Source organism: Priestia megaterium (assembly GCF_009497655.1).
Lineage (GTDB): Bacteria > Bacillota > Bacilli > Bacillales > Bacillaceae_H > Priestia > Priestia zanthoxyli.
On sequence record NZ_CP023317.1, the window covers coordinates 3,726,192 to 3,744,262 of the forward strand.

Sequence of the window (18,071 nt, forward strand, 5' to 3'; positions counted from 1 at the left end):
CTAATCAAAGTGGATAAAGTTATCGATTATTACAGCAGATTTGATGAGTGGGGACGGTTAGAACGAGAACCTATTGAGTTTCAAGTAAACTGGCATTTCATAAAAAAACACCTTCCTCCTAGAGGCCATATTTTAGATAACGGTGCCGGACCGGGAAGATATGCCTTGAAACTAGCAGAAAACGGCTATGAAGTAACTTTAACTGATTTGACACCGCAGTTGGTTGAAAAAGCCAAAGAAAAAGCTTTAGAACAGCAAGTATATAATGTATTTCGTAATTTTCACGTGGCAGATGCACGAAACCTTCACTATTGTTCAGATGAACAATTTCATGCGGCATTAATGCTTGGACCAATGTATCATTTACAGAAGAAACAAGACCGTATTCAAGCCGTTCGAGAGCTGTATCGGGTAACAAAGCCAGGCGGAACTGTTTTTATTTCATTTATGCCGCGCGTTCAGCACGTCATTTCTTCTTTAACATCGCCGGAGCGTTTAAAACCAAACAACACGGCAAAAGCGCTTCATGATTTTTATGAATCAGGCTGCTTTAATCATGCAGAAGAAAGGCGATTTACTCACGCTTATTACACTAAAATTGAGGATATTATTCCGTTTTTAAAGAAGCATGGATTTCGATGCATCGAGCTGATTGCCTCTAACGTTGCCTCGTCAGTTAATTCAAAAGAGTGGACGTACTGGCAGGAAACTTCTTCTGAAGAAATGAACAACATCGTTCAGCTCCTTATTCAACAAGCATCGAACCCTTATCACCTTGGACTGTCTTCTCACTTACTTTATATCGGGCGAAAAAATTAATAATCACCTCTATTTATCATAGAATAAATAGAGGTGATTATTAATGAACCGTTTATTCAAATGGAGTACAAGCATTTTGCTATGTTTTATGTACTGCTTTTTGATTTCCCTTCCCTCTTATGCAAGCGGTGACTATTACTCTTCCTATGCAGAACTGCAGCAGCACGAAATTCTCCATCAAGACTACGATATTCGCTACGAACATCGCTTTAGCTATTTATCCATTATGGCCATTCACGGCGGCGGAATTGAACCAGGTACATCAGAAGTTGCCAAAGAACTCGCCGATCGTTTTTCTGCTTCTTATTATTTATTTGAAGGCATCAAGTCCACTAACAACGGAGTTCTGCACATAACCTCAGAAAATTTTGACGAACCGATTGCTAGAGGAATGGCTCAGCAAAGCATGTCCGTTTTGACGATTCACGGCTACAGCGGCAGTCAGCCTATCGTGTATATAGGTGGAAAAAATCAGCTTTATAAAGAGCTGATGAAGCAATCACTGCGCAAAAACGGCTTTACCGTCCGTGACGCTCCTTCTAACATAGCGGGAACAAGCGAACAAAACATTGTGAACGATAATCTGCTAAAAGCCGGAGTGCAGCTTGAACTCACAGCCGAACTAAGAAAATCATTTTTCGCAAACCATGACTGGTCGAGAAACAACCGCATGAATGTAACACCGCTTTTTTATACATTTGTTACTTCCTTACAAGAAGCATCCTCTTCCTATCAAACTTTCCTTTACCTACAGATCCACTAATTTTCAAAAATTCTCGATTTCCAGACAAAAAAACCAGCGCAGTCTGTGTAATCAAACGCGCTGGTTTTTATCTATTTCTCTCGCTAAAATAGATCGTTTAAAGCCTTTTTGCTCAAAAAATTCTTTGATTTCACTTGGACTTTGATAAGCAAGTCTAATCACATAGTAGTTAATATATTCAATCCAAGCAAACGCGTAAAGGCCTAGAAAAAAAGCAAGTCCCTTAACCCCTAACTGCATATAGTGGTAAATGAGTACACCTAAACCTAACGTAAGAAGAATTTTATTCATTTTTTTAAAAAGCAGAAACAACTGAATGTAGCTGGAGGGCAAATGAGAATCTTCTTTTCGGCTCACCCGCCTCCATTTCATAAACCAGTACAAGCTTCCTTGAAACAGGATAAACTCAAGTATAATAAAAGCATACACACTTGAAAACGTTGTTAAATAAAAAGCCAGATGAGAAAACTCATTTAAGTACCCTATCCACAGCGCAGCAAACAGTAAAGCTGCCGTAAGCTCTCCTGTCCATAAACCAAACAATTTCCGCTTTACTTTCATAGAAATCCCCCCAGCGTACCTCTCAATCCTTCTGTTCAAACCAAGCTTTAAACAGCAGGTTTACACCTGTTTTTATTTCTCCATCAGACAATCCTGCAAATCCAAGCAATACATAGGGCGTGTTGTTTTCACCCGCACTATGATAATAAATAGATGTTGGATAAATCGTTACCCCTTGTTTGGCAGCTGCTTCAATTAGTTTCTGTTCACTCATTCCTTTTTTTACCCTAAGAAGAATATGCAAGCCAGAATGTTCTCCAATAACATCTACACGTTCTCCCATAATAGTAGTCAAACAATCTAGCAGCAGCGCTTGTTTTTTACGGTATGCTGTTCTCATTTTATTCAAGTGACGTTCCCAGTGCCCTTCTTTCATAAACAGAAAAAGCGTATGCTGATGAAGCCTTGAAACAGGCTGTTTAAAAAGTCCACAGTGTTTCATATAACTTGTAAGAAGCCGGTGTGGCAGCACGGCATAACTTATTCGAAGAGAAGGCATCAACGATTTTGAAAACGTACCCGTATAAATAACGCGATCGTCTTGATCTAATCCTTGAAGGGCCGGAATCGGTTTTCCTTTATAGCGAAATTCTCCGTCATAGTCATCCTCTATGATATAGCCATTCGTTTCTGCCGCCCACTCTAATAGTTCAAGTCTTCTTGCTATCGGCATGACCATCCCAACAGGAAATTGATGAGACGGCGTAATGTACACCGCATCCGCTCCGCCTTCTTTCAGTTCCTTCACTTTCAAGCCAGAACTATCAAGAGAAATAGGGACGACCGACATGCCTTGTTCTTGAAAAACGTGCCTCGTTCGGTGAAAGCCTGGGTTTTCGAACCCAATTATCTTTTCTTTTCCTAGAATGACAGAAAGCAGCCACATGAGGTACTGTGTACCTGCACCTATCACAATTTGCTCCGCTGTGCAGCGCACTCCTCTTGAATGATAAAGATACGCTGCAATTTCTTGACGAAGAAGCAGTTCGCCCTGTGGATGTCCGCTATAAAAAAGCTGGCTTTCATCATGATAAATAGTTTGAACCGTTAGCTTTTTCCACGTGTTATACGGAAATTTTTCTACGTCTACCTTTCCATGGCTAAAGTCAATGACAGTTGATTTCCCTTCTTCTTCCGGTAAAGAGACATAGGCGGGAGGCTGTTTTTGAAGCACGACTTCATTTTTTATCTCTTTTACAAATGCTCCTTTCCTGGCTAGTATCTCGATATAGCCTTCAGCTTCTAACTGTACATAAGCCGCTTCAACCGTATTTTGGCTAATGCTTAAATGAAGAGCTAACTTTCGTTTAGAAGGCAGTTTTTCATGAGGCGGAATGGTGCCTTTTTGAATTTGTTTTTTTATGTAAGTATAAAGCTGCATGTATAAGGGATCTGCTTTTCTTTTATCGAGCAAAGGCATTAACTCTAACATGATGTTCTTTCCTTTCTAACTGACCCTATTAAATTTACTGTTTCTGACACTTATTCTCAGTTCAGATTCTTCATATACTGGACTATATCTTATAAATCAAGGAGATGACACAATGACCATTACTTACAAAACCAACGTCTCAATCCGTGCCGAACAAGCTGCTGAAGTGTTTGTACATTCAGGTATTAAACGTCCGGCACAAGATCTTGATCGGATTCAAAGAATGCTTGATCATGCTTCCCTTACTGTTACCGCTTGGAAAGACAGCGAACTCATTGGCATAGCCAGAGCGTTAACAGATTTTAGCTACTGCTGCTATTTATCGGATTTAGCTGTCGTAAAAGACTATCAAAATCAAGGAATCGGCACACAGCTCATCAAGCACGTTCAATCAGAAATCGGTGAAGAAGCCGCGCTCATTTTACTTTCCGCTCCTTCTGCTATGAACTACTATCCAAAAGTCGGCTTTCATCAGATTGATAATGGGTTTAAAATTGGGAGAATTCGATAGATAAAAAAGATAAAAAATTCCTTTTATTACTAAACTATTATTATTTTACATCTTTTTGATATGATGTTACAATATTCAAAGATTAAGGCTATGATACTTCTTCCTTCTCATCCAACTCTTAGAATTTAGAGGTATCGCTTTCCTTAATCTATTAACTTAACTATACATATATTCAAAGTCAGGAAGCACAGCGCCTGGCTTTTTCTGTGCAAATCATACATGGTGGTGTTTGAATGAAAAACGATATTTTTTTAAGAAGACAGTCTAAAGTAATTGTGAAGCAAGGATCAGATATATTACCCCCTGCTTATGTAGCTTCCATGTTAAAAAACATTGAGGCATTAGGATTTACAGCTTCAACTTCTTTAATTGATCGGTTACTCACTCTTCCGTTCTACGAATTTATGTCTTTTTATGAGCAGCTTCTCTTATCTTTAAAAAGACTTGTTGGCGCTCATGTCAAATATAAACCGATGTATCCTAACTTTCCAAACGAAGTCATGCAAGCTTCCGAAGCAGAACTATACATAAATGCCGTACTTCACTATCTGACTGGGGTTTTACCAAACAGTGAAAAACAAGATGTTTTTCCACTGTTAGATACTACAGATTTACGGATTATTGACCTCGGAACAGATGAAGAATTTGACCTTATGATATGCCAATTAATTGGTGCCAATACCTCATTATCGCAAACGGATCGAGCAGACATCGAATGGTCTCTTATCAATTTACCGGCATTAGATCTACTTCCAGCAGTCATTCCTCAAAAAGAAAATGCTGCATTTGTTAGCTCAGTGTTAATTAAGACAAAAAAACTACCTATTGATGTCTTGTCTTCTTATTTTAAAACAGCAACAGATGTCTTACGTTTGGCAACCGCTTTATCTGATGGCGATATTAGCCTTTCATCACCCACTTTATTTAAGAAGTTTAGTCGTTTTGAACGCCGAAGCTTGTTGCAGCTGCTAGAAAGCACTCCAAACGTAGAAGAAGATATGTTTCGTTATAAAGTAAAGTGGATTCGTTTAGGTGAAATTTTACATCCTGGAGAATACAAACATCGATTTCCTCATGCTGCTAAAGGATTCGATACTGTTCGGAATCATAAAAGACCATTGACGTTCTATAGTAAATTAGAGAAAGCACTCGAGCAACAAGACGTCTCAAAAGCAGTTTCACTTTTAGAAAAACGTCCAGGTGACTTTGCTAGACGAATTGACCATTTGCTGCGCTTATCTACTGGGGAACAAGAAGCTGCTTCTATTATTACAGCATTTGCAGCGGTCGCTCATCACGTCTCTACGCCAGTACTGCTTCAGCTCTATTCACATATGAAACATCGACATCATAGACAAGATATGCGCGTAGTGTTTCCAAAAGGGAATGTGTCCAAAGTAATGGCGCTTGATAATCCCTTACCCTCTCTTCGTAAAAATCTTTGTGATGGTGTAATAGATGCATGCAAAGATGCTTTACATGACCGTTTTGCTAAGTTGCCACCTCTTGGAAATGTATGGCTTGATGAACGTTTGCGTGAACAAACTATACCGTTTTCACAGCGTTCAAGCAGCAAAACATTAAAAACGATTAGCAGGGGAAGTAAATTAACAATTCCTGAAGGCGATACGCTTCGTTTTTTCATTTGGTGGAAAGAAGGCTTTGCAAATGGTGAACATACCGGTAGTGTAGATATTGATTTATCTGCCGGAATTTACGATGAAAACTGGCAGTATAAAGAGCATATTTCTTATACAAACTTATCTTCAAAAAGCTTCAAAGCTTTTCACAGCGGAGATATTACATCTGCTCCTAACGGGGCATGTGAATTTATTGACTTGCATATCCCTACGATTCTAAAAAAAGGCGGCCGTTATATATTGATGAACGTTTATTCATTTTCTGTCCAGCCTTTTGTTATGCTTCCCGAATGTTTTGGAGGATGGATGATGAGACAGCACATAGAGTCCGGCGAGATATTCGAACCTTCTACCGTACAAAATAAAGTAGATCTTGCTAGTGATTCCACCATCTCCATCCCTTTAATTTTTGATTTACAAGAGCGAAAATTAATCTGGACGGATATTTCGCTGCATCACCATGTTGAATTTGAAAATAATCTTGAACAAAACAATGGTTCGGTCTCTCTTATGGGAAAAGCCATGACAAAGCTGTTAAAGCCAACGCTTTATGATCTTTTTTCATTTCACGCACAAGCTAGAGGAACACTTGTCCATGACAAACAAAAAGCTGACACTATTTATTCGCTTGATGAAGGTGTTACTCCTTATGATATTGAAACAATTATTGAAACCTATCTAAACTAATTATTTATAGGAAAGTAAGAACAAATAAACGAAAAGACCTCTTTCCAAGAAAGAGGTCTTTTCGTTTACTTCACTAGCTTTTGCTCAGTCCCAGCTGAACCTTGACTTCGTTTATGAAATCCTTTTGCGTAGTACGCAATAATAAGACCGATAAACCATAGTGGTCCGATAACAACTGCAATTCTTGTATCTGGATTGTACGCCATAAGAACAACCACCAGCGCTAGGAACGCAAGTGACACATAAGACGTTAACGGAAATAAAGGCATTTTGTATTTTAACTTTGCCTCTTCACCTTTTTTTAGCGTTTTGCGATACTTAATTTGAGAAAGCAAAATAATTCCCCAAGTCCAAATCGCACCGAATGTTGCAATGCTTGTTACCCACGTAAATACTTTGGCAGGCACAATGTAGTTTAACGCTACTCCGACTAATAACGCACCCGCTGATGCTAAAACAGCTTTTCCAGGTACGCCGCCTTTTGTCAGCTGACCGTATCCTTTTGGAGCTTCTCCGTGCTCTGCTAAGTTAAACAGCATACGGCCTGTACTAAAAATACCGCTGTTACAAGAAGAAAGAGCTGCTGTTAGCACCACAAAGTTAATAATGCCTGCCGCTGCTGGAATCCCGATTTTTTCAAATGTTAATACAAACGGGCTTCCCTGTGAACCAATTTCTTGCCAAGGATAAATCGACATAATGACAAATAATGCACCAACGTAGAAAATAAGAATACGCCAAAAGACCGAATCAATCGCTCTTGCTAGAGATTTTTCTGGATTTTTCACTTCTCCCGCGGTAACGCCGATCATTTCAATTCCTAAATATGCAAACATAACCATTTGCAGCGACAGTAAAATACCTTTGAATCCGTTCGGGAACAGCCCGCCGTTGTCCCATAAGTTTTTAATACCCGTCGCAACGCCGCCGTTCCCGATTCCAAACACAATCATTAATAATCCAACGGCAATCATTAACACAATCGCTAAAATTTTAATAAGTGCAAACCAAAATTCCAGTTCACCATATGCCTTAACAGCTAAGAAGTTAACTGTTGTCATGATGACAAGCGCCGATAACGCCCAAATCCAGTTTGGTACATCCGGATACCAATATCCCATATAAATACCAACGGCTGTAATTTCAGCCATACATGTTACAACCCATAAAAACCAGTAGTTCCAACCTGTTAGATAACCAGCAAGGGGCCCTAAATAGTCGCGCGCGTACTTGCTGAATGAACCTGCAACAGGTTTTTGAATCGCCATTTCTCCAAGTGCTCTCATAATAAAAAACATAATCATTCCGCTAAATCCATACGCCAATAATATTCCCGGCCCTGCTAATTTAATAGCAGATGCAGATCCAAGAAACAGCCCTACCCCTATGGCTGCTCCTAAGGACATCAGCGTCACATGTCTTTCTTCTAACCCGCGTTTCAATTCTTTCCCCTGAGTTTTCCCCTGCATAAACGTCTCCCCTTTTTCCAATCTGTCAAAACGAGATGAATACAGCTTTTTTGTTAGCGCTTTCATATAAATTTATGCTAAAAGTCAGCTAGGCTGTATATTTGTATTCTATCACCTTTCTCTCGTTTTTCTTTTGTCGAAAAACAAAAAAATTATCGTATCATTTTGTTTAAACGCACAATTAGACGTAGACACTGCTTTTTTACTATGTATTTATTATCGCACCTAAGTAATAGTATTTTTTTAAAAATAGAAAAACGCCGACTCAACTCCGTCAGCGCATCGTTCATTTTATGCTTTTTTATAAAACTAGCATTTATCTCGCGGGTTCAAAAGTTTTACAGCCAGGTTCTTCCGTTTCAGAAACATGGTGACTACTTTCAGGACTCACAACGTAAATGGACTCTGCACTGCATTTATTTCCCGATTTCCAATACATGCACTCATTCACTTCACATAATACACCTTGGGCCACTGTTATCCCTCCTTTTTTTGTCTTATCTATTTACTACCCGAAATAGAACGCTTCTAACATTTACATGCAAAAAAACCGCTTGTTTATCAAGCGGATCCTTTTACTGCGTGTGTTCAACATACTGTTTTTTAGCTAAATATAATTCACGACTCAGCGTGATCCGCCGTTCTCTCAAGTTCCTTAATTTAACTTGAAACTGTTCATTAGTTGGCTCTTCTTGAATTAAGCGATACGTAAAAGAAATATCTTCATTTAACTGTTTAAAATCTTCCCATATTTCTTGAACGAGTGCGGATTGTTTGTCTTCAAATGAACGATTTTGCTTCGTTTTTAGCGCGGCTAAAATTTCCTGCTGCCACGTTTCGTCTTTTAGTTCTTTTGCTAACAAGTATAGATCTAAATAATCATCAACGCTTAGCGCCTGTTGTGTATTTTTCAATGTCATCACCTTTTCTATACGAAATGTTTCTTCCTAAGAAGAGGATTTCATCATAGAAAAAGATTCCTCTTCTTATCTGTCAGAGCTAGGCTATGCTGGAATTAGCACCATTCAATGATTGTGGTTGCTGAGGCTTCAAAGGGCCAGTCCCTCCACCTCTCTAGATAAGAATATTTCGCTTTTAAATTATTTCTGACTATTCTAATATGTTTTATAGGTTACGTCAATAGCTTTTCAATAAAAAGAAAAAAGAAGTAAAATATGGTATGATTTTATAAAGGATGGTGAGCACATGAAACGATATATGTTATCTGCTTTTTTGGGAAGCTTGCTGCTGCTTCTTAGCATTGCTTTTTCATCTACTTTCCACGTTGCAATTGTCAAAACAACCGGAAGCATTGGAGGGATTATTTTAGCAGCGGCGGCTTTAGTTATGAACGCGCTTGAAGATCCCCCCTCCTCAGGTAATACAGGTGCCGGAGCTGTTGAATCACTGGATAAAAGCACCGTTTGGGCTACTTATTTGCTTTTACTTTCATTACCGAACCTCATCGCATGTATAACATCTTATGTTTTATGGACTCGCTGACATTCACCAACATTACGGACGTTTTGCCACCTGTAGGCTCATTGATATTTGTTTATCTACAAATCCAAGTTCACGGTACACATGCTGTGCAAAATTCCCAGCATGAACGCTGAGTCTGATTTCAGGGTATCCTTTGATAGACAATTCATCAATTGCTTTTTGCATTAACGGCTTGGCTAGACCTTGCCCGCGGTATTCTGGTAAAACATATAACTCGTAGATAAAGCCAATTTCTGCTTTTGAAAAGAAGTCGGCAGATGGACCGACAAAAACCCAGCCTGCAAGTTTATTTTCTTGTCTAGATACTAAATAATAACACCCTTTTTCAAGGGCATTATCAATTAGTTCATTTACGCGTTCAGTTGACGGTTGAAACTGATGCGTTGTTCCTTCAAACAGCGCATCAGCAGATTTCGTCCGAATTTCCTGTATTTCTTCTTCAGTAGCTTTTGCAATCATCACAATCTCTCCTTTCGTGTTCGTTTTCCACATACAGAGATAAATTCCTGCAAAAAAAAGTCTTCGCCTAAGCGAAGACTTTTATTTAAATTCAAAATGTTCTTGATGGTTGCCTTGTTCATCCGTCCAGTTAATCATGATGTCTAAGCCTGCCGCTTTTCCAGGAACAGCAAAATTGGCATAGCGAAAACGCTGACCGCTTTTGCTTAAGTTAGACCTTTCAATAGGAGAAAACAAGCTGTATTTCGCCTTATTTTTTCCTTCGTGCCTAAAAGCTTGGACCTGCACACGCTCTACGTCTTTTCCAATGTTTTCAACGGTTAATCCATATGTATGATAGACGTTATTTTTCCACTTTAGCTGATTATCTCCCGTCATGCTCGCTTTTGTCAGTTCGACCGACCATTGTTCAGATGATTTCTTCATTGGAAGTTTCTCAATCGAAAGAGCGCTGACATGAATGGTTGCAAAAGCAAGCCAAACAAAACAAAAAGTGCTGACTGTATAAAGTAGTCTTTTCATAGATTTTGATCTCCTTAGAAATTTTAGTAGTAGCATCTCCTATTACCTTAAAAATTATGATAAACACTTTAACAAAAAAGCCTCTCCATTCAGGAGAAGCTTCTTAATTAATGCATCAGCAAATCTTTTTGTTTGTCTAACGAGTGTTTTGTATATAAATCTCTTTCAATCGCATATTTAGGACGCTGTTTCACTTCGTTGAAAATCTTGCCAATGTATTCTCCGACAAGACCTATTCCCATTAGCTGCAGGCCGCCTACAAGCCAAATTGATAAAATAAGAGACGTCCAGCCAATTTGCGTATGATCTAAATATTTTTGAATCAGCGCATAAATGCCAAACAAAATACTAAAGAGAAACGAAGCTCCTCCAAGCAGCGTCAGTAAGCGTATAGGTGCTACGCTAAAAGACGTAATCCCGTCAAATGCAAAAGCGAGCATTTTCTTTAGCGGATATTTTGACTCACCCGCCGTCCGTTCTTTGCGGTCATATGTGACTTCCGTGGAGCGAAATCCTACTAATGGTACAAGGCCCCGCAAAAAGACGTTTCCTTCTTTATATTTCATGAGTTCACCAAGAGCACGTTTGCTCATAAGGCGAAAATCAGCGTGATTTTGAATGAGCTGAATTCCTAGCTTGTTCATAAAACGATAAAACCCTACTGCCGTGGTTCGTTTGAAAAATGTATCGGTTTCTCTGCTGTCTCGAACGCCATATACAACTTCATACCCGAGCCAATATTTCTCTACAAAAGTACGAATGACGCTGATATCATCTTGCAAATCCGCGTCAATGGAAATGACGCAGTCAGATTGCTTATGAGCTACTTCTAATCCTGCAAGCAAAGCATTTTGATGTCCTACATTTCGCGCTAACTTTAACCCTTTTACAAACAAATTGCTGCAGCTTTCTTTTTCAATAAGCGACCACGTGCTGTCTTTACTTCCATCGTCTACAAATAAAATAGTGCTTTCACTTGATACAAGTCGTTCATTAATCAGTTCTTTTACTACAGTAGTTAATTGAAAAGACGTCTCTGTGAATACTTCTTCTTCGTTGTAGCATGGAACCACGATCGTTAAAATAGGTCTGTTCATGTTATTGCCCCCTTACTTTGCTTCATATACATACACTTTCCAAGCGGACTGTTTATCGTTAAATGCTTTTAAAAAGTGCAAACCGTCGCTTTCAGCATTTTCAATTGGCACAGCTGAAAAAATATAGCGACCGCCCATTTTCTTAAATTGGCTGATATTAAGCTGCAAATGACGGATTTTTTTCGTTGAGTCTTTTCGGTAATCATATTTTTTCCCTAGCTCGCTAACAAACACATAGCAGCGATTGCCCCAATGATCATAGTAGCTTTCTAGTTTTTTATTTTTATCAAGCTCTTTGGCAATAATTTTGCGAAACTCATGTTTATATGTTAACGGATAGAAGTTGTTATACGTATCTAGCGTATAAAAGCCGTTATACTGAGCAATTGATGGATGAAGCCCTATGCTCGCTACGCGATAAGATGATTTAGGTTTTCCAATATATCTGCTTATTTCATCAAATTGATGCACAGCATAAAATTCTTTGACTGAAGGCTCGTGATTGTAGCGATAGTAAAGTTCAGGATTTGCTATAAATAACAAAAGCAGCTGTAAAATCAAACATACCCACACAAACTTTTTCCACGCCTTGCTCCTTTTCCACAAAACATAGCCGCCAACGGCAAACATCAAATAAATAATGAGCGGGCGTAAAAAGTGAAATCTAGCAAAGTTGAACGTATTAAAAAGCTGATATTTTTCTTTTAGCGGCTCCCAACCTTTATAAAACCAAAACGCATACCAAATCGACAGTAGTAGATTAAGAATAAATAACTGCAAAAACGTTTTTTCAAGCTTTTCCTTGCGATTTCGAGCAACAAACCACAATACGACAAAAGAAAGCGGTAAAATGACAAAAGTATGAAGCGTCATTACATGCGTATGCCCGAGCGTATAGTTCTTCAAAGCAAGGCGAACGGAATGTCCAAAGCTTAGAGTAGAGCTTAAAAATTCATTTCGACTCGTCGGGGCCTCCGGAAATAAAAGCGAATCAACAAGTCGGTATTCAATGAGCAGAAAGACAGCAGTCATCGCTGCAATACTGCTTAAAAAAGGAATATTCCACGCTCGTTTTTTTACTACGTCTCTTAGCCATAGCAGCCCCATCGCTGCTAAAAAGAAGAAAAACCCGAGCACAAAGCTCGCGTAAAACGGGAGCAGTAAAAGTGTAAGCCATTCCTTCCACGTTCCTTCGCGGTTTCGAATGGTTAAAAACGCCCACAGCGCCAGCGGCTGTCCTAATGTACTCAGCATGCCCGAAGGCCAAAATGGCGTAAGTGCAAAAGCAAGCGATACAAGCACTCGAATCGCATACGCATCCTTGCTTTTAATAAAATGCTTTTTTAATAACAAATACATTCCAATTAAAGCAAATACGCGCGTGATCGTTTGACTCAGGCTGTATGCAAGCATGGTCGGGAATAAACCATATAGCCACTGGATACCGCTAAATTCTGTTCCAAACGTATTCCTCGGCAATCCGTTAATAATTTGAGGTAATACGGCATGACTGGAGCCAAACAGCTCTCCGCTTCGATGCAGAACTTTATACCACGTAATATTTGAGTCTAAATTATCATGCACGCGTATATGTGAATTTTCCCCAAGCAAAAACATAGGAGATACATACGCAAGCAGCAAAAGGAAAGCGATAATAAGCAATGTTTTTTCTTTATTCATAGCTGTTTCTTTCTTCATCTGTTAACACCTATTTCCATTTCATAATGACTAAAAGCTAATCGTGGACGACTGCTTCTTTTTTTGTATTAAATACAAAGTATTTTTGACCCGTATAATTTAAAAGCGTATACAGACCTGTTCCAATTAATATACCGACGTCTTTTTTGAACGGACGCACCGCAACAGGAAGTTGATGCAATAACCAGCTGGAGAACTGCAGTCCAATATAGTAAGACAAGCCGTAGCAAATGCCAATAACTAAAATAAAACGCAGTATGCTTTTTGATAAATGAACTCCGCTTTTAAACGTAAATATTCGATTTAACACGTAGCTGACGACTGCCCCCGCTGCATTGCCAACGAACGTCGCTATCCAGTAATGATGAAAGATATGAAGCAACACATACATAATGGAGAGACCTACTGCTGTATTGACCAGTCCCACTACTAAAAAACGTACAAAAGATCCTTTCATATAAACTCCTTTTGATTTTGATACTTTCATAAAAATTACATATTATGACTTTAAATACAGTTTCAGTGTAGCAACTCCACTTAAAAATCTAATGAAAATAACATTAAAAACAGATGAAAAAAAGCTAAAAGAATCAATAAAAATCAGGATTCTTTCAGCTATTTAGTAGAGCCTTCAATCATTAATTTTTGATCGCTTTGATTATCAAACGCATCCACTGCCGCTACTTCTATTTGATACGCAGTATGAGGCTGCAAACCGGATAACGGAAGACTTAAAACATCCGGAACAGGATCGCTGTAATATTGAGAAAATGCATTATATGTTTTGACCACTTTTCCAGTTTCTTTATTTTTGACGGTAATGCGATAAGAATGAACCATCAGATTATCCACCGCTTGCGTAAACTGGATATAAAGCTGATTTGCTGAAGCTTTTTCTTGTATAACAGAAATAGTAGAGCTTGGAAGAAAAATCGGTTTTACTAAATCTCGCTCATTCGTGTAGTGAAATTTTTTTGTATCTGCAGGTGTGTCAATTTCCCACGCTTCTCCCGTCCACTTATTGGCGTGAAAATCCCGCCTTTTAACGACTACTTTTCGATTATAAACCTCTACAAGAAGACCTTGACTCACATCTCGGTAGCCAGGAGGAAGTTCACCTTGTAAATATCCAGCACCAGGCCATATATACCGAACAGAAGACGTTGCAAGAGAGGTGAAATCTCTTTGAAAAATAGTACGAGGGTCGTCCAACGGATGGTGGGTATGACCAGAAAACGTAATGACCTGCGGATAAGGTTTTAACGTATTGTAAAGAAGCTGTTCATTCACTTCTATCCCCCATCTGTTTTTCCCGTACAATGTATTGTTAATAGGCTGATGAATAAAGACAAAAATCGGTTTTTTAGGATCGTCTCGCTTTGCTATCTTCAACTGTTCAGCAAGCCAGTTAATTTGTTTGATTGAATAATCACCGGCGGTCAGACGGCTTTCTGTTCCAAGCATGATAAAATGATATCCTTTTATCACTTGATGAAAGTAAAGAGACTTCATTTTGGTTTTAGATAAAAAACGCTGCTGCGCTTGCTGATTGGTTACACTGTCCCGGTATTCATGGTTGCCAATTGTAAAAAGAGACACGGCCTGCGACTGTTTATTTTGATTATAAATAGAAAAAAAGCGATCGTATTCTTTTAACGCGCCTGTGTCGGCCAAATCTCCTACGACTACGAATGCATCTTGTTTCGGTGCCTGTTCATTTAATTGCGTTAATGCATGTTGAAAAGTACGCAAATCAAGCGTTCCTGTTTCCTTAATGTGAACATCACTGATCACAGGAAAAACTAGCTTTGGTTCGATGTATCCGCTTCGTCCGCTCTTCTCTTCAGCTCGTACATTTAAGGTAATCCCGCATATAAGAACACTTATTAATACTAAAGCGAGCCAGTCTTTTTTCAGCGTTTCCATAAAACCGCCGAGCATGATGCTTCCTCCTTCCTTCACTGCTGCGTCTCAGTCATTTTCTCTACGTGTATGAGCTTTTATTTTATGTAATTTCAAAATATATAATCGTATAGTTTCAATATTTCTTTTCGTGTTTGCATACACTATGTTCACAATCAATTCATTACACTTTTCCTAGTCATAGTGGTATGATTTTCGTATATTACAGACTAATTGTTGAAAATGTAGGAGTGAATATTTTGAAAACGGTCGCTGTTATTGGAGGAGGAATTACGGGCTTAACCACTCTGTACTATTTGCAGAAACTAAAACGAGAACGTAATCTTCCGCTTAAATTATTATTACTAGAGAAACATCCCCATCTAGGAGGGAAAATCAATACGCGTGAAGCTGGGGAATTTATTATGGAAACAGGGGCGGATTCTATTGTGGCTCGAAAAGAAAACGTTATGCCTCTGCTAGAAGAGCTGTACTTAACAAACGATTTAGTCTATAACGAAACGGGCAAATCATTTATTTACTCTGCTAATGAGCTGCTTCCAATTCCTGAAGATACCATGTTCGGTATTCCAACAAGCGTGGAATCTCTTTTTAAAAGCGAGCTGATTTCTTCAAAAGCTAAAATTACAGCTTTAAAAGACTTAATTACTAAAAATACAACGTTTACGAAAGACAGCTCGATTGGACTCTTTTTAAAACATTTTTTAGGAGAAGAGCTAGTAGAAAAGCAAATTGCACCTATTTTATCGGGCGTCTACTCTGGCGATTTAGACAAGCTCACGATTTCTTCGACTCTCCCGTATCTGCTCGACTACAAAAACACGTACGGCAGCATCATCAAAGGAATGGGCGCCAATGAAAAAAAATTTAAAACGGCAGGAAATAAAAAATTCATTTCGTTTAAACAAGGTTTATCAACGATTATTCACCGCTTAGAAGAAGAGCTTTCTGATGTAACGATTTTAAAAGATACGCCAACCACCAGCATAAAACAGTACGATGAGCGCTATCAAATCACTACGCCGGGGCAAGCCTATTCAGCGGATTACGTGGTGTTAGCTACACCGCACACGGCTGCTCAGCATCTGTTGAACGATCCCGAACTAAACGAAGACTTTGAGCAGTTAAAAGATTCTTCTCTCATTAGCGTGTACATCGGCTATGACGTTCCAGACGAATACCTTCCCGCTGAAGGCACCGGGTTTATTACCTCTCAATCAAGCAACTTAATTGCCAATGCCTGCACGTGGACGAGCAAAAAATGGGCTCACACTTCTAAGCGAGGGAATTTGTTAGTTCGCCTGTTCTATAAAAGCACAAGTCACCACTTTGACAGCCTGCGGACGATGTCAAAAGAAGAGCTGCTAGCAGTGGCACAAAAGGACATTAAAAACAGCTTAGGGATCAAAGAGCAGCCCATTGAAAGCGACGTAACAAATTGGGATAAATTGATGCCTACCTATCACCTTAAGCACGGTGAACTCGTACGCAGCTTGACTCGAAAATTGCATGACAAGCACCCCGCTATTACATTAGCCGGCTGTTCTTACTATGGAGTAGGCATTGCAGCGTGTATAACAAACGGCAAACAAACGGCCGAAGCTATCTCTCAACAGTTGACTTGAACAAGGTTTGAAAACAATAAAAGGCCTGAAAATAAATATATTATTTTCAGGCCTTTTATTACCTTTTCGTTAGCATATAAAGCTACTTTCCTTACTATTAACAACTCTTTTATCGCTTTTCTTTTTGCAAAGCAGCAGTAGCAAACAATACAAGATAGCGCTCGTCTGAAGTTAATCTAAGCCAATGTTTCACTTTATATCTCACAGGTTTCCGCTCCCTTCCTTCAAGGTTTTATATGAAAAGACTTTATATAAAGATTCAATAACGATAAGAAACGATGCTTGATATGTATTTTATTCCCACGCACGCTTGTTTACAAACTTTTTTAAGCATAAGACTCTTCGTTTATTTCCCTGAAAATAACACTATTTTCGCCATTATCATCTTACTATTTGAGAAAAAAGTGTACATTTCTTGCCTATTTTGACGAACATTGCGATAAATAAAAGCTGCCAACTGCGGCAGCTTTTATGTTAAAGGACTAATCTAATTATATTTCCTGATGGATCTTTTGTGATGAAATCTTGGTTTTCTTTAGACACAGCTGCTCCGATTTCACGAAGCTGATTTATTGCCTGTTCCCTTGCTTCTTCAGCTGGAAAAACAAGTGCAAATGAGTCCAAACCAACGCTGCTTTCAAGAGGACTAGGCGCTCCAATTCCATTCCAAACGTTTAGTCCGATGTGATGATGATAGCGCCCAGTTGAAATAAACAAGGCTTGATTATGGTAATTGCTCACAACCTCAAAACCTAATCCATTTCGATAAAAGGTTTCCGTTTGCTTTAATTCAGAAACGTGAAGGTGAATATGTCCCATTAAGGTAGCTGAAGGTAATCCTGTCCATGGTTTACCGTTCCCTTCAGCTAATATCGCTTCTGCATCTAAAGGTTTTGTAGCCATTACTACTTCACTGTCATTCCATTCCCATGTACTTGACGGACGATCTCGATAAATCTCTATGCCGTTTCCATCTGGATCTGCCAAGTACAGCGCTTCGCTCACTAGATGATCAGACGCCCCTTGAAGCGGATAACCGCTATTTAACAGATGCTGCAGAATACTTCCTAAATCAGAACGAGTCGGCAACAATAGAGCAAAATGATATAAGCCTGTTGTACGAGGATGTTTTGCTGTAACGTTTTCCGGCTGTTCAATCGATAAAAGCGCCGTGCGTCCATCAGCTGTTAACAAGGCTTTGTTCTCTTTTCTCCCTAAAAGTTTAAACCCGATTATTTGCTGATAAAAAGCAAGTGAACGCTCTAAATTTTCTACTTTTAAATTTACTTTCCCAACAAATACATGGGGTGCACGGTGAAAGTTCATGATTATTTCTCCTTTTAAATAGATCATTTTTTAATT

The 18,071-nt window shown here is 39.0% G+C and carries 18 protein-coding genes and 1 riboswitch; of the genes, 6 read left to right on the top strand and 12 right to left on the bottom strand.

Annotated elements, in window-relative coordinates; all coding sequences use genetic code 11:
- Positions 1-9: 9 nt before the first annotated feature.
- The gene (locus CEQ83_RS19110; protein WP_028415062.1) at positions 10-819 is read left to right on the top strand and encodes a class I SAM-dependent methyltransferase; all 810 of its coding nucleotides are present in this window, start codon (positions 10-12) and stop codon (positions 817-819) included.
- Positions 820-862: 43 nt separating this feature from the next.
- Complete coding sequence (locus CEQ83_RS19115; RefSeq protein ID WP_028415063.1) at positions 863-1,582, top strand: poly-gamma-glutamate hydrolase family protein; 720 nt, start codon at positions 863-865, stop codon at positions 1,580-1,582.
- Positions 1,583-1,633: 51 nt separating this feature from the next.
- On the opposite strand, the gene CEQ83_RS19120 is transcribed toward CEQ83_RS19115, so the two are convergent.
- Positions 1,634-2,143: a hypothetical protein gene (locus CEQ83_RS19120; RefSeq protein ID WP_028415064.1), complete on the bottom strand. Its 510-nt coding sequence runs from the start codon at positions 2,141-2,143 to the stop codon at positions 1,634-1,636.
- Positions 2,144-2,165: 22 nt separating this feature from the next.
- The gene (gene pdxR, locus CEQ83_RS19125) at positions 2,166-3,575 is read right to left on the bottom strand and encodes a MocR-like pyridoxine biosynthesis transcription factor PdxR (protein ID WP_028415065.1); all 1,410 of its coding nucleotides are present in this window, start codon (positions 3,573-3,575) and stop codon (positions 2,166-2,168) included.
- Between the two features lie 112 nt (positions 3,576-3,687).
- Here pdxR and CEQ83_RS19130 point away from each other — a divergent pair, with 112 nt between their 5' ends.
- Together CEQ83_RS19130 and CEQ83_RS19135 are read left to right on the top strand one after the other, a co-directional pair.
- Positions 3,688-4,086, top strand: coding sequence for a GNAT family N-acetyltransferase (locus CEQ83_RS19130; protein WP_028415066.1), 399 nt, complete (start codon positions 3,688-3,690; stop codon positions 4,084-4,086).
- 233 nt (positions 4,087-4,319) lie between these two features.
- Positions 4,320-6,413: a TerD family protein gene (locus CEQ83_RS19135; protein ID WP_028415067.1), complete on the top strand. Its 2,094-nt coding sequence runs from the start codon at positions 4,320-4,322 to the stop codon at positions 6,411-6,413.
- Between the two features lie 65 nt (positions 6,414-6,478).
- Here CEQ83_RS19135 and alaP read toward each other — a convergent pair whose 3' ends face one another.
- From alaP to CEQ83_RS19150, 3 genes are all read right to left on the bottom strand, one after another.
- Positions 6,479-7,882: an alanine permease AlaP gene (alaP, locus tag CEQ83_RS19140; RefSeq protein ID WP_028415068.1), complete on the bottom strand. Its 1,404-nt coding sequence runs from the start codon at positions 7,880-7,882 to the stop codon at positions 6,479-6,481.
- A gap of 316 nt (positions 7,883-8,198) precedes the next feature.
- The gene (locus tag CEQ83_RS19145; RefSeq protein WP_016765258.1) at positions 8,199-8,357 is read right to left on the bottom strand and encodes a DUF1540 domain-containing protein; all 159 of its coding nucleotides are present in this window, start codon (positions 8,355-8,357) and stop codon (positions 8,199-8,201) included.
- A gap of 100 nt (positions 8,358-8,457) precedes the next feature.
- Positions 8,458-8,796, bottom strand: coding sequence for a hypothetical protein (locus CEQ83_RS19150; protein WP_028415069.1), 339 nt, complete (start codon positions 8,794-8,796; stop codon positions 8,458-8,460).
- A 69-nt stretch (positions 8,797-8,865) separates the two neighbouring features.
- Positions 8,866-8,967: riboswitch (SAM riboswitch) on the bottom strand.
- 121 nt (positions 8,968-9,088) lie between these two features.
- Between CEQ83_RS19150 and CEQ83_RS19155 the strand changes: the two genes are divergently transcribed.
- On the top strand, positions 9,089-9,385 hold the full coding sequence (locus CEQ83_RS19155) for a hypothetical protein (RefSeq protein ID WP_014458607.1): 297 nt from the start codon (positions 9,089-9,091) through the stop codon (positions 9,383-9,385).
- A 12-nt stretch (positions 9,386-9,397) separates the two neighbouring features.
- Here the strand turns inward: CEQ83_RS19155 and CEQ83_RS19160 are convergent, their stop codons facing one another.
- The 6 genes from CEQ83_RS19160 to CEQ83_RS19185 form a co-directional block, all read right to left on the bottom strand.
- Positions 9,398-9,844 carry a GNAT family N-acetyltransferase gene (locus tag CEQ83_RS19160; protein WP_028415070.1) on the bottom strand — a complete coding sequence of 149 codons (447 nt, stop codon included), beginning with the start codon at positions 9,842-9,844 and terminating at the stop codon, positions 9,398-9,400.
- 81 nt (positions 9,845-9,925) lie between these two features.
- A complete protein-coding gene (locus CEQ83_RS19165) occupies positions 9,926-10,366 on the bottom strand; it encodes a hypothetical protein (RefSeq protein ID WP_028415071.1) in 441 nt (146 codons plus the stop codon).
- 107 nt (positions 10,367-10,473) lie between these two features.
- The gene (locus tag CEQ83_RS19170; protein WP_028415072.1) at positions 10,474-11,463 is read right to left on the bottom strand and encodes a glycosyltransferase family 2 protein; all 990 of its coding nucleotides are present in this window, start codon (positions 11,461-11,463) and stop codon (positions 10,474-10,476) included.
- A gap of 12 nt (positions 11,464-11,475) precedes the next feature.
- Positions 11,476-13,161, bottom strand: coding sequence for a DUF6044 family protein (locus CEQ83_RS19175; protein ID WP_028415073.1), 1,686 nt, complete (start codon positions 13,159-13,161; stop codon positions 11,476-11,478).
- A 37-nt stretch (positions 13,162-13,198) separates the two neighbouring features.
- Positions 13,199-13,618: a GtrA family protein gene (locus CEQ83_RS19180; protein ID WP_028415074.1), complete on the bottom strand. Its 420-nt coding sequence runs from the start codon at positions 13,616-13,618 to the stop codon at positions 13,199-13,201.
- A 158-nt stretch (positions 13,619-13,776) separates the two neighbouring features.
- Positions 13,777-15,102 (bottom strand): metallophosphoesterase, encoded by a 1,326-nt coding sequence (locus tag CEQ83_RS19185; RefSeq protein WP_034328197.1) that lies wholly within the window; start codon positions 15,100-15,102, stop codon positions 13,777-13,779.
- A 221-nt stretch (positions 15,103-15,323) separates the two neighbouring features.
- Here CEQ83_RS19185 and CEQ83_RS19190 point away from each other — a divergent pair, with 221 nt between their 5' ends.
- Positions 15,324-16,709 carry a protoporphyrinogen oxidase gene (locus tag CEQ83_RS19190; RefSeq protein ID WP_028415075.1) on the top strand — a complete coding sequence of 462 codons (1,386 nt, stop codon included), beginning with the start codon at positions 15,324-15,326 and terminating at the stop codon, positions 16,707-16,709.
- Positions 16,710-17,183: 474 nt separating this feature from the next.
- On the opposite strand, the gene CEQ83_RS19195 is transcribed toward CEQ83_RS19190, so the two are convergent.
- Positions 17,184-18,035, bottom strand: a complete 852-nt coding sequence (locus tag CEQ83_RS19195) for a VOC family protein (protein ID WP_028415076.1) — start codon at positions 18,033-18,035, stop codon at positions 17,184-17,186.
- Positions 18,036-18,071: the final 36 nt, after the last annotated feature.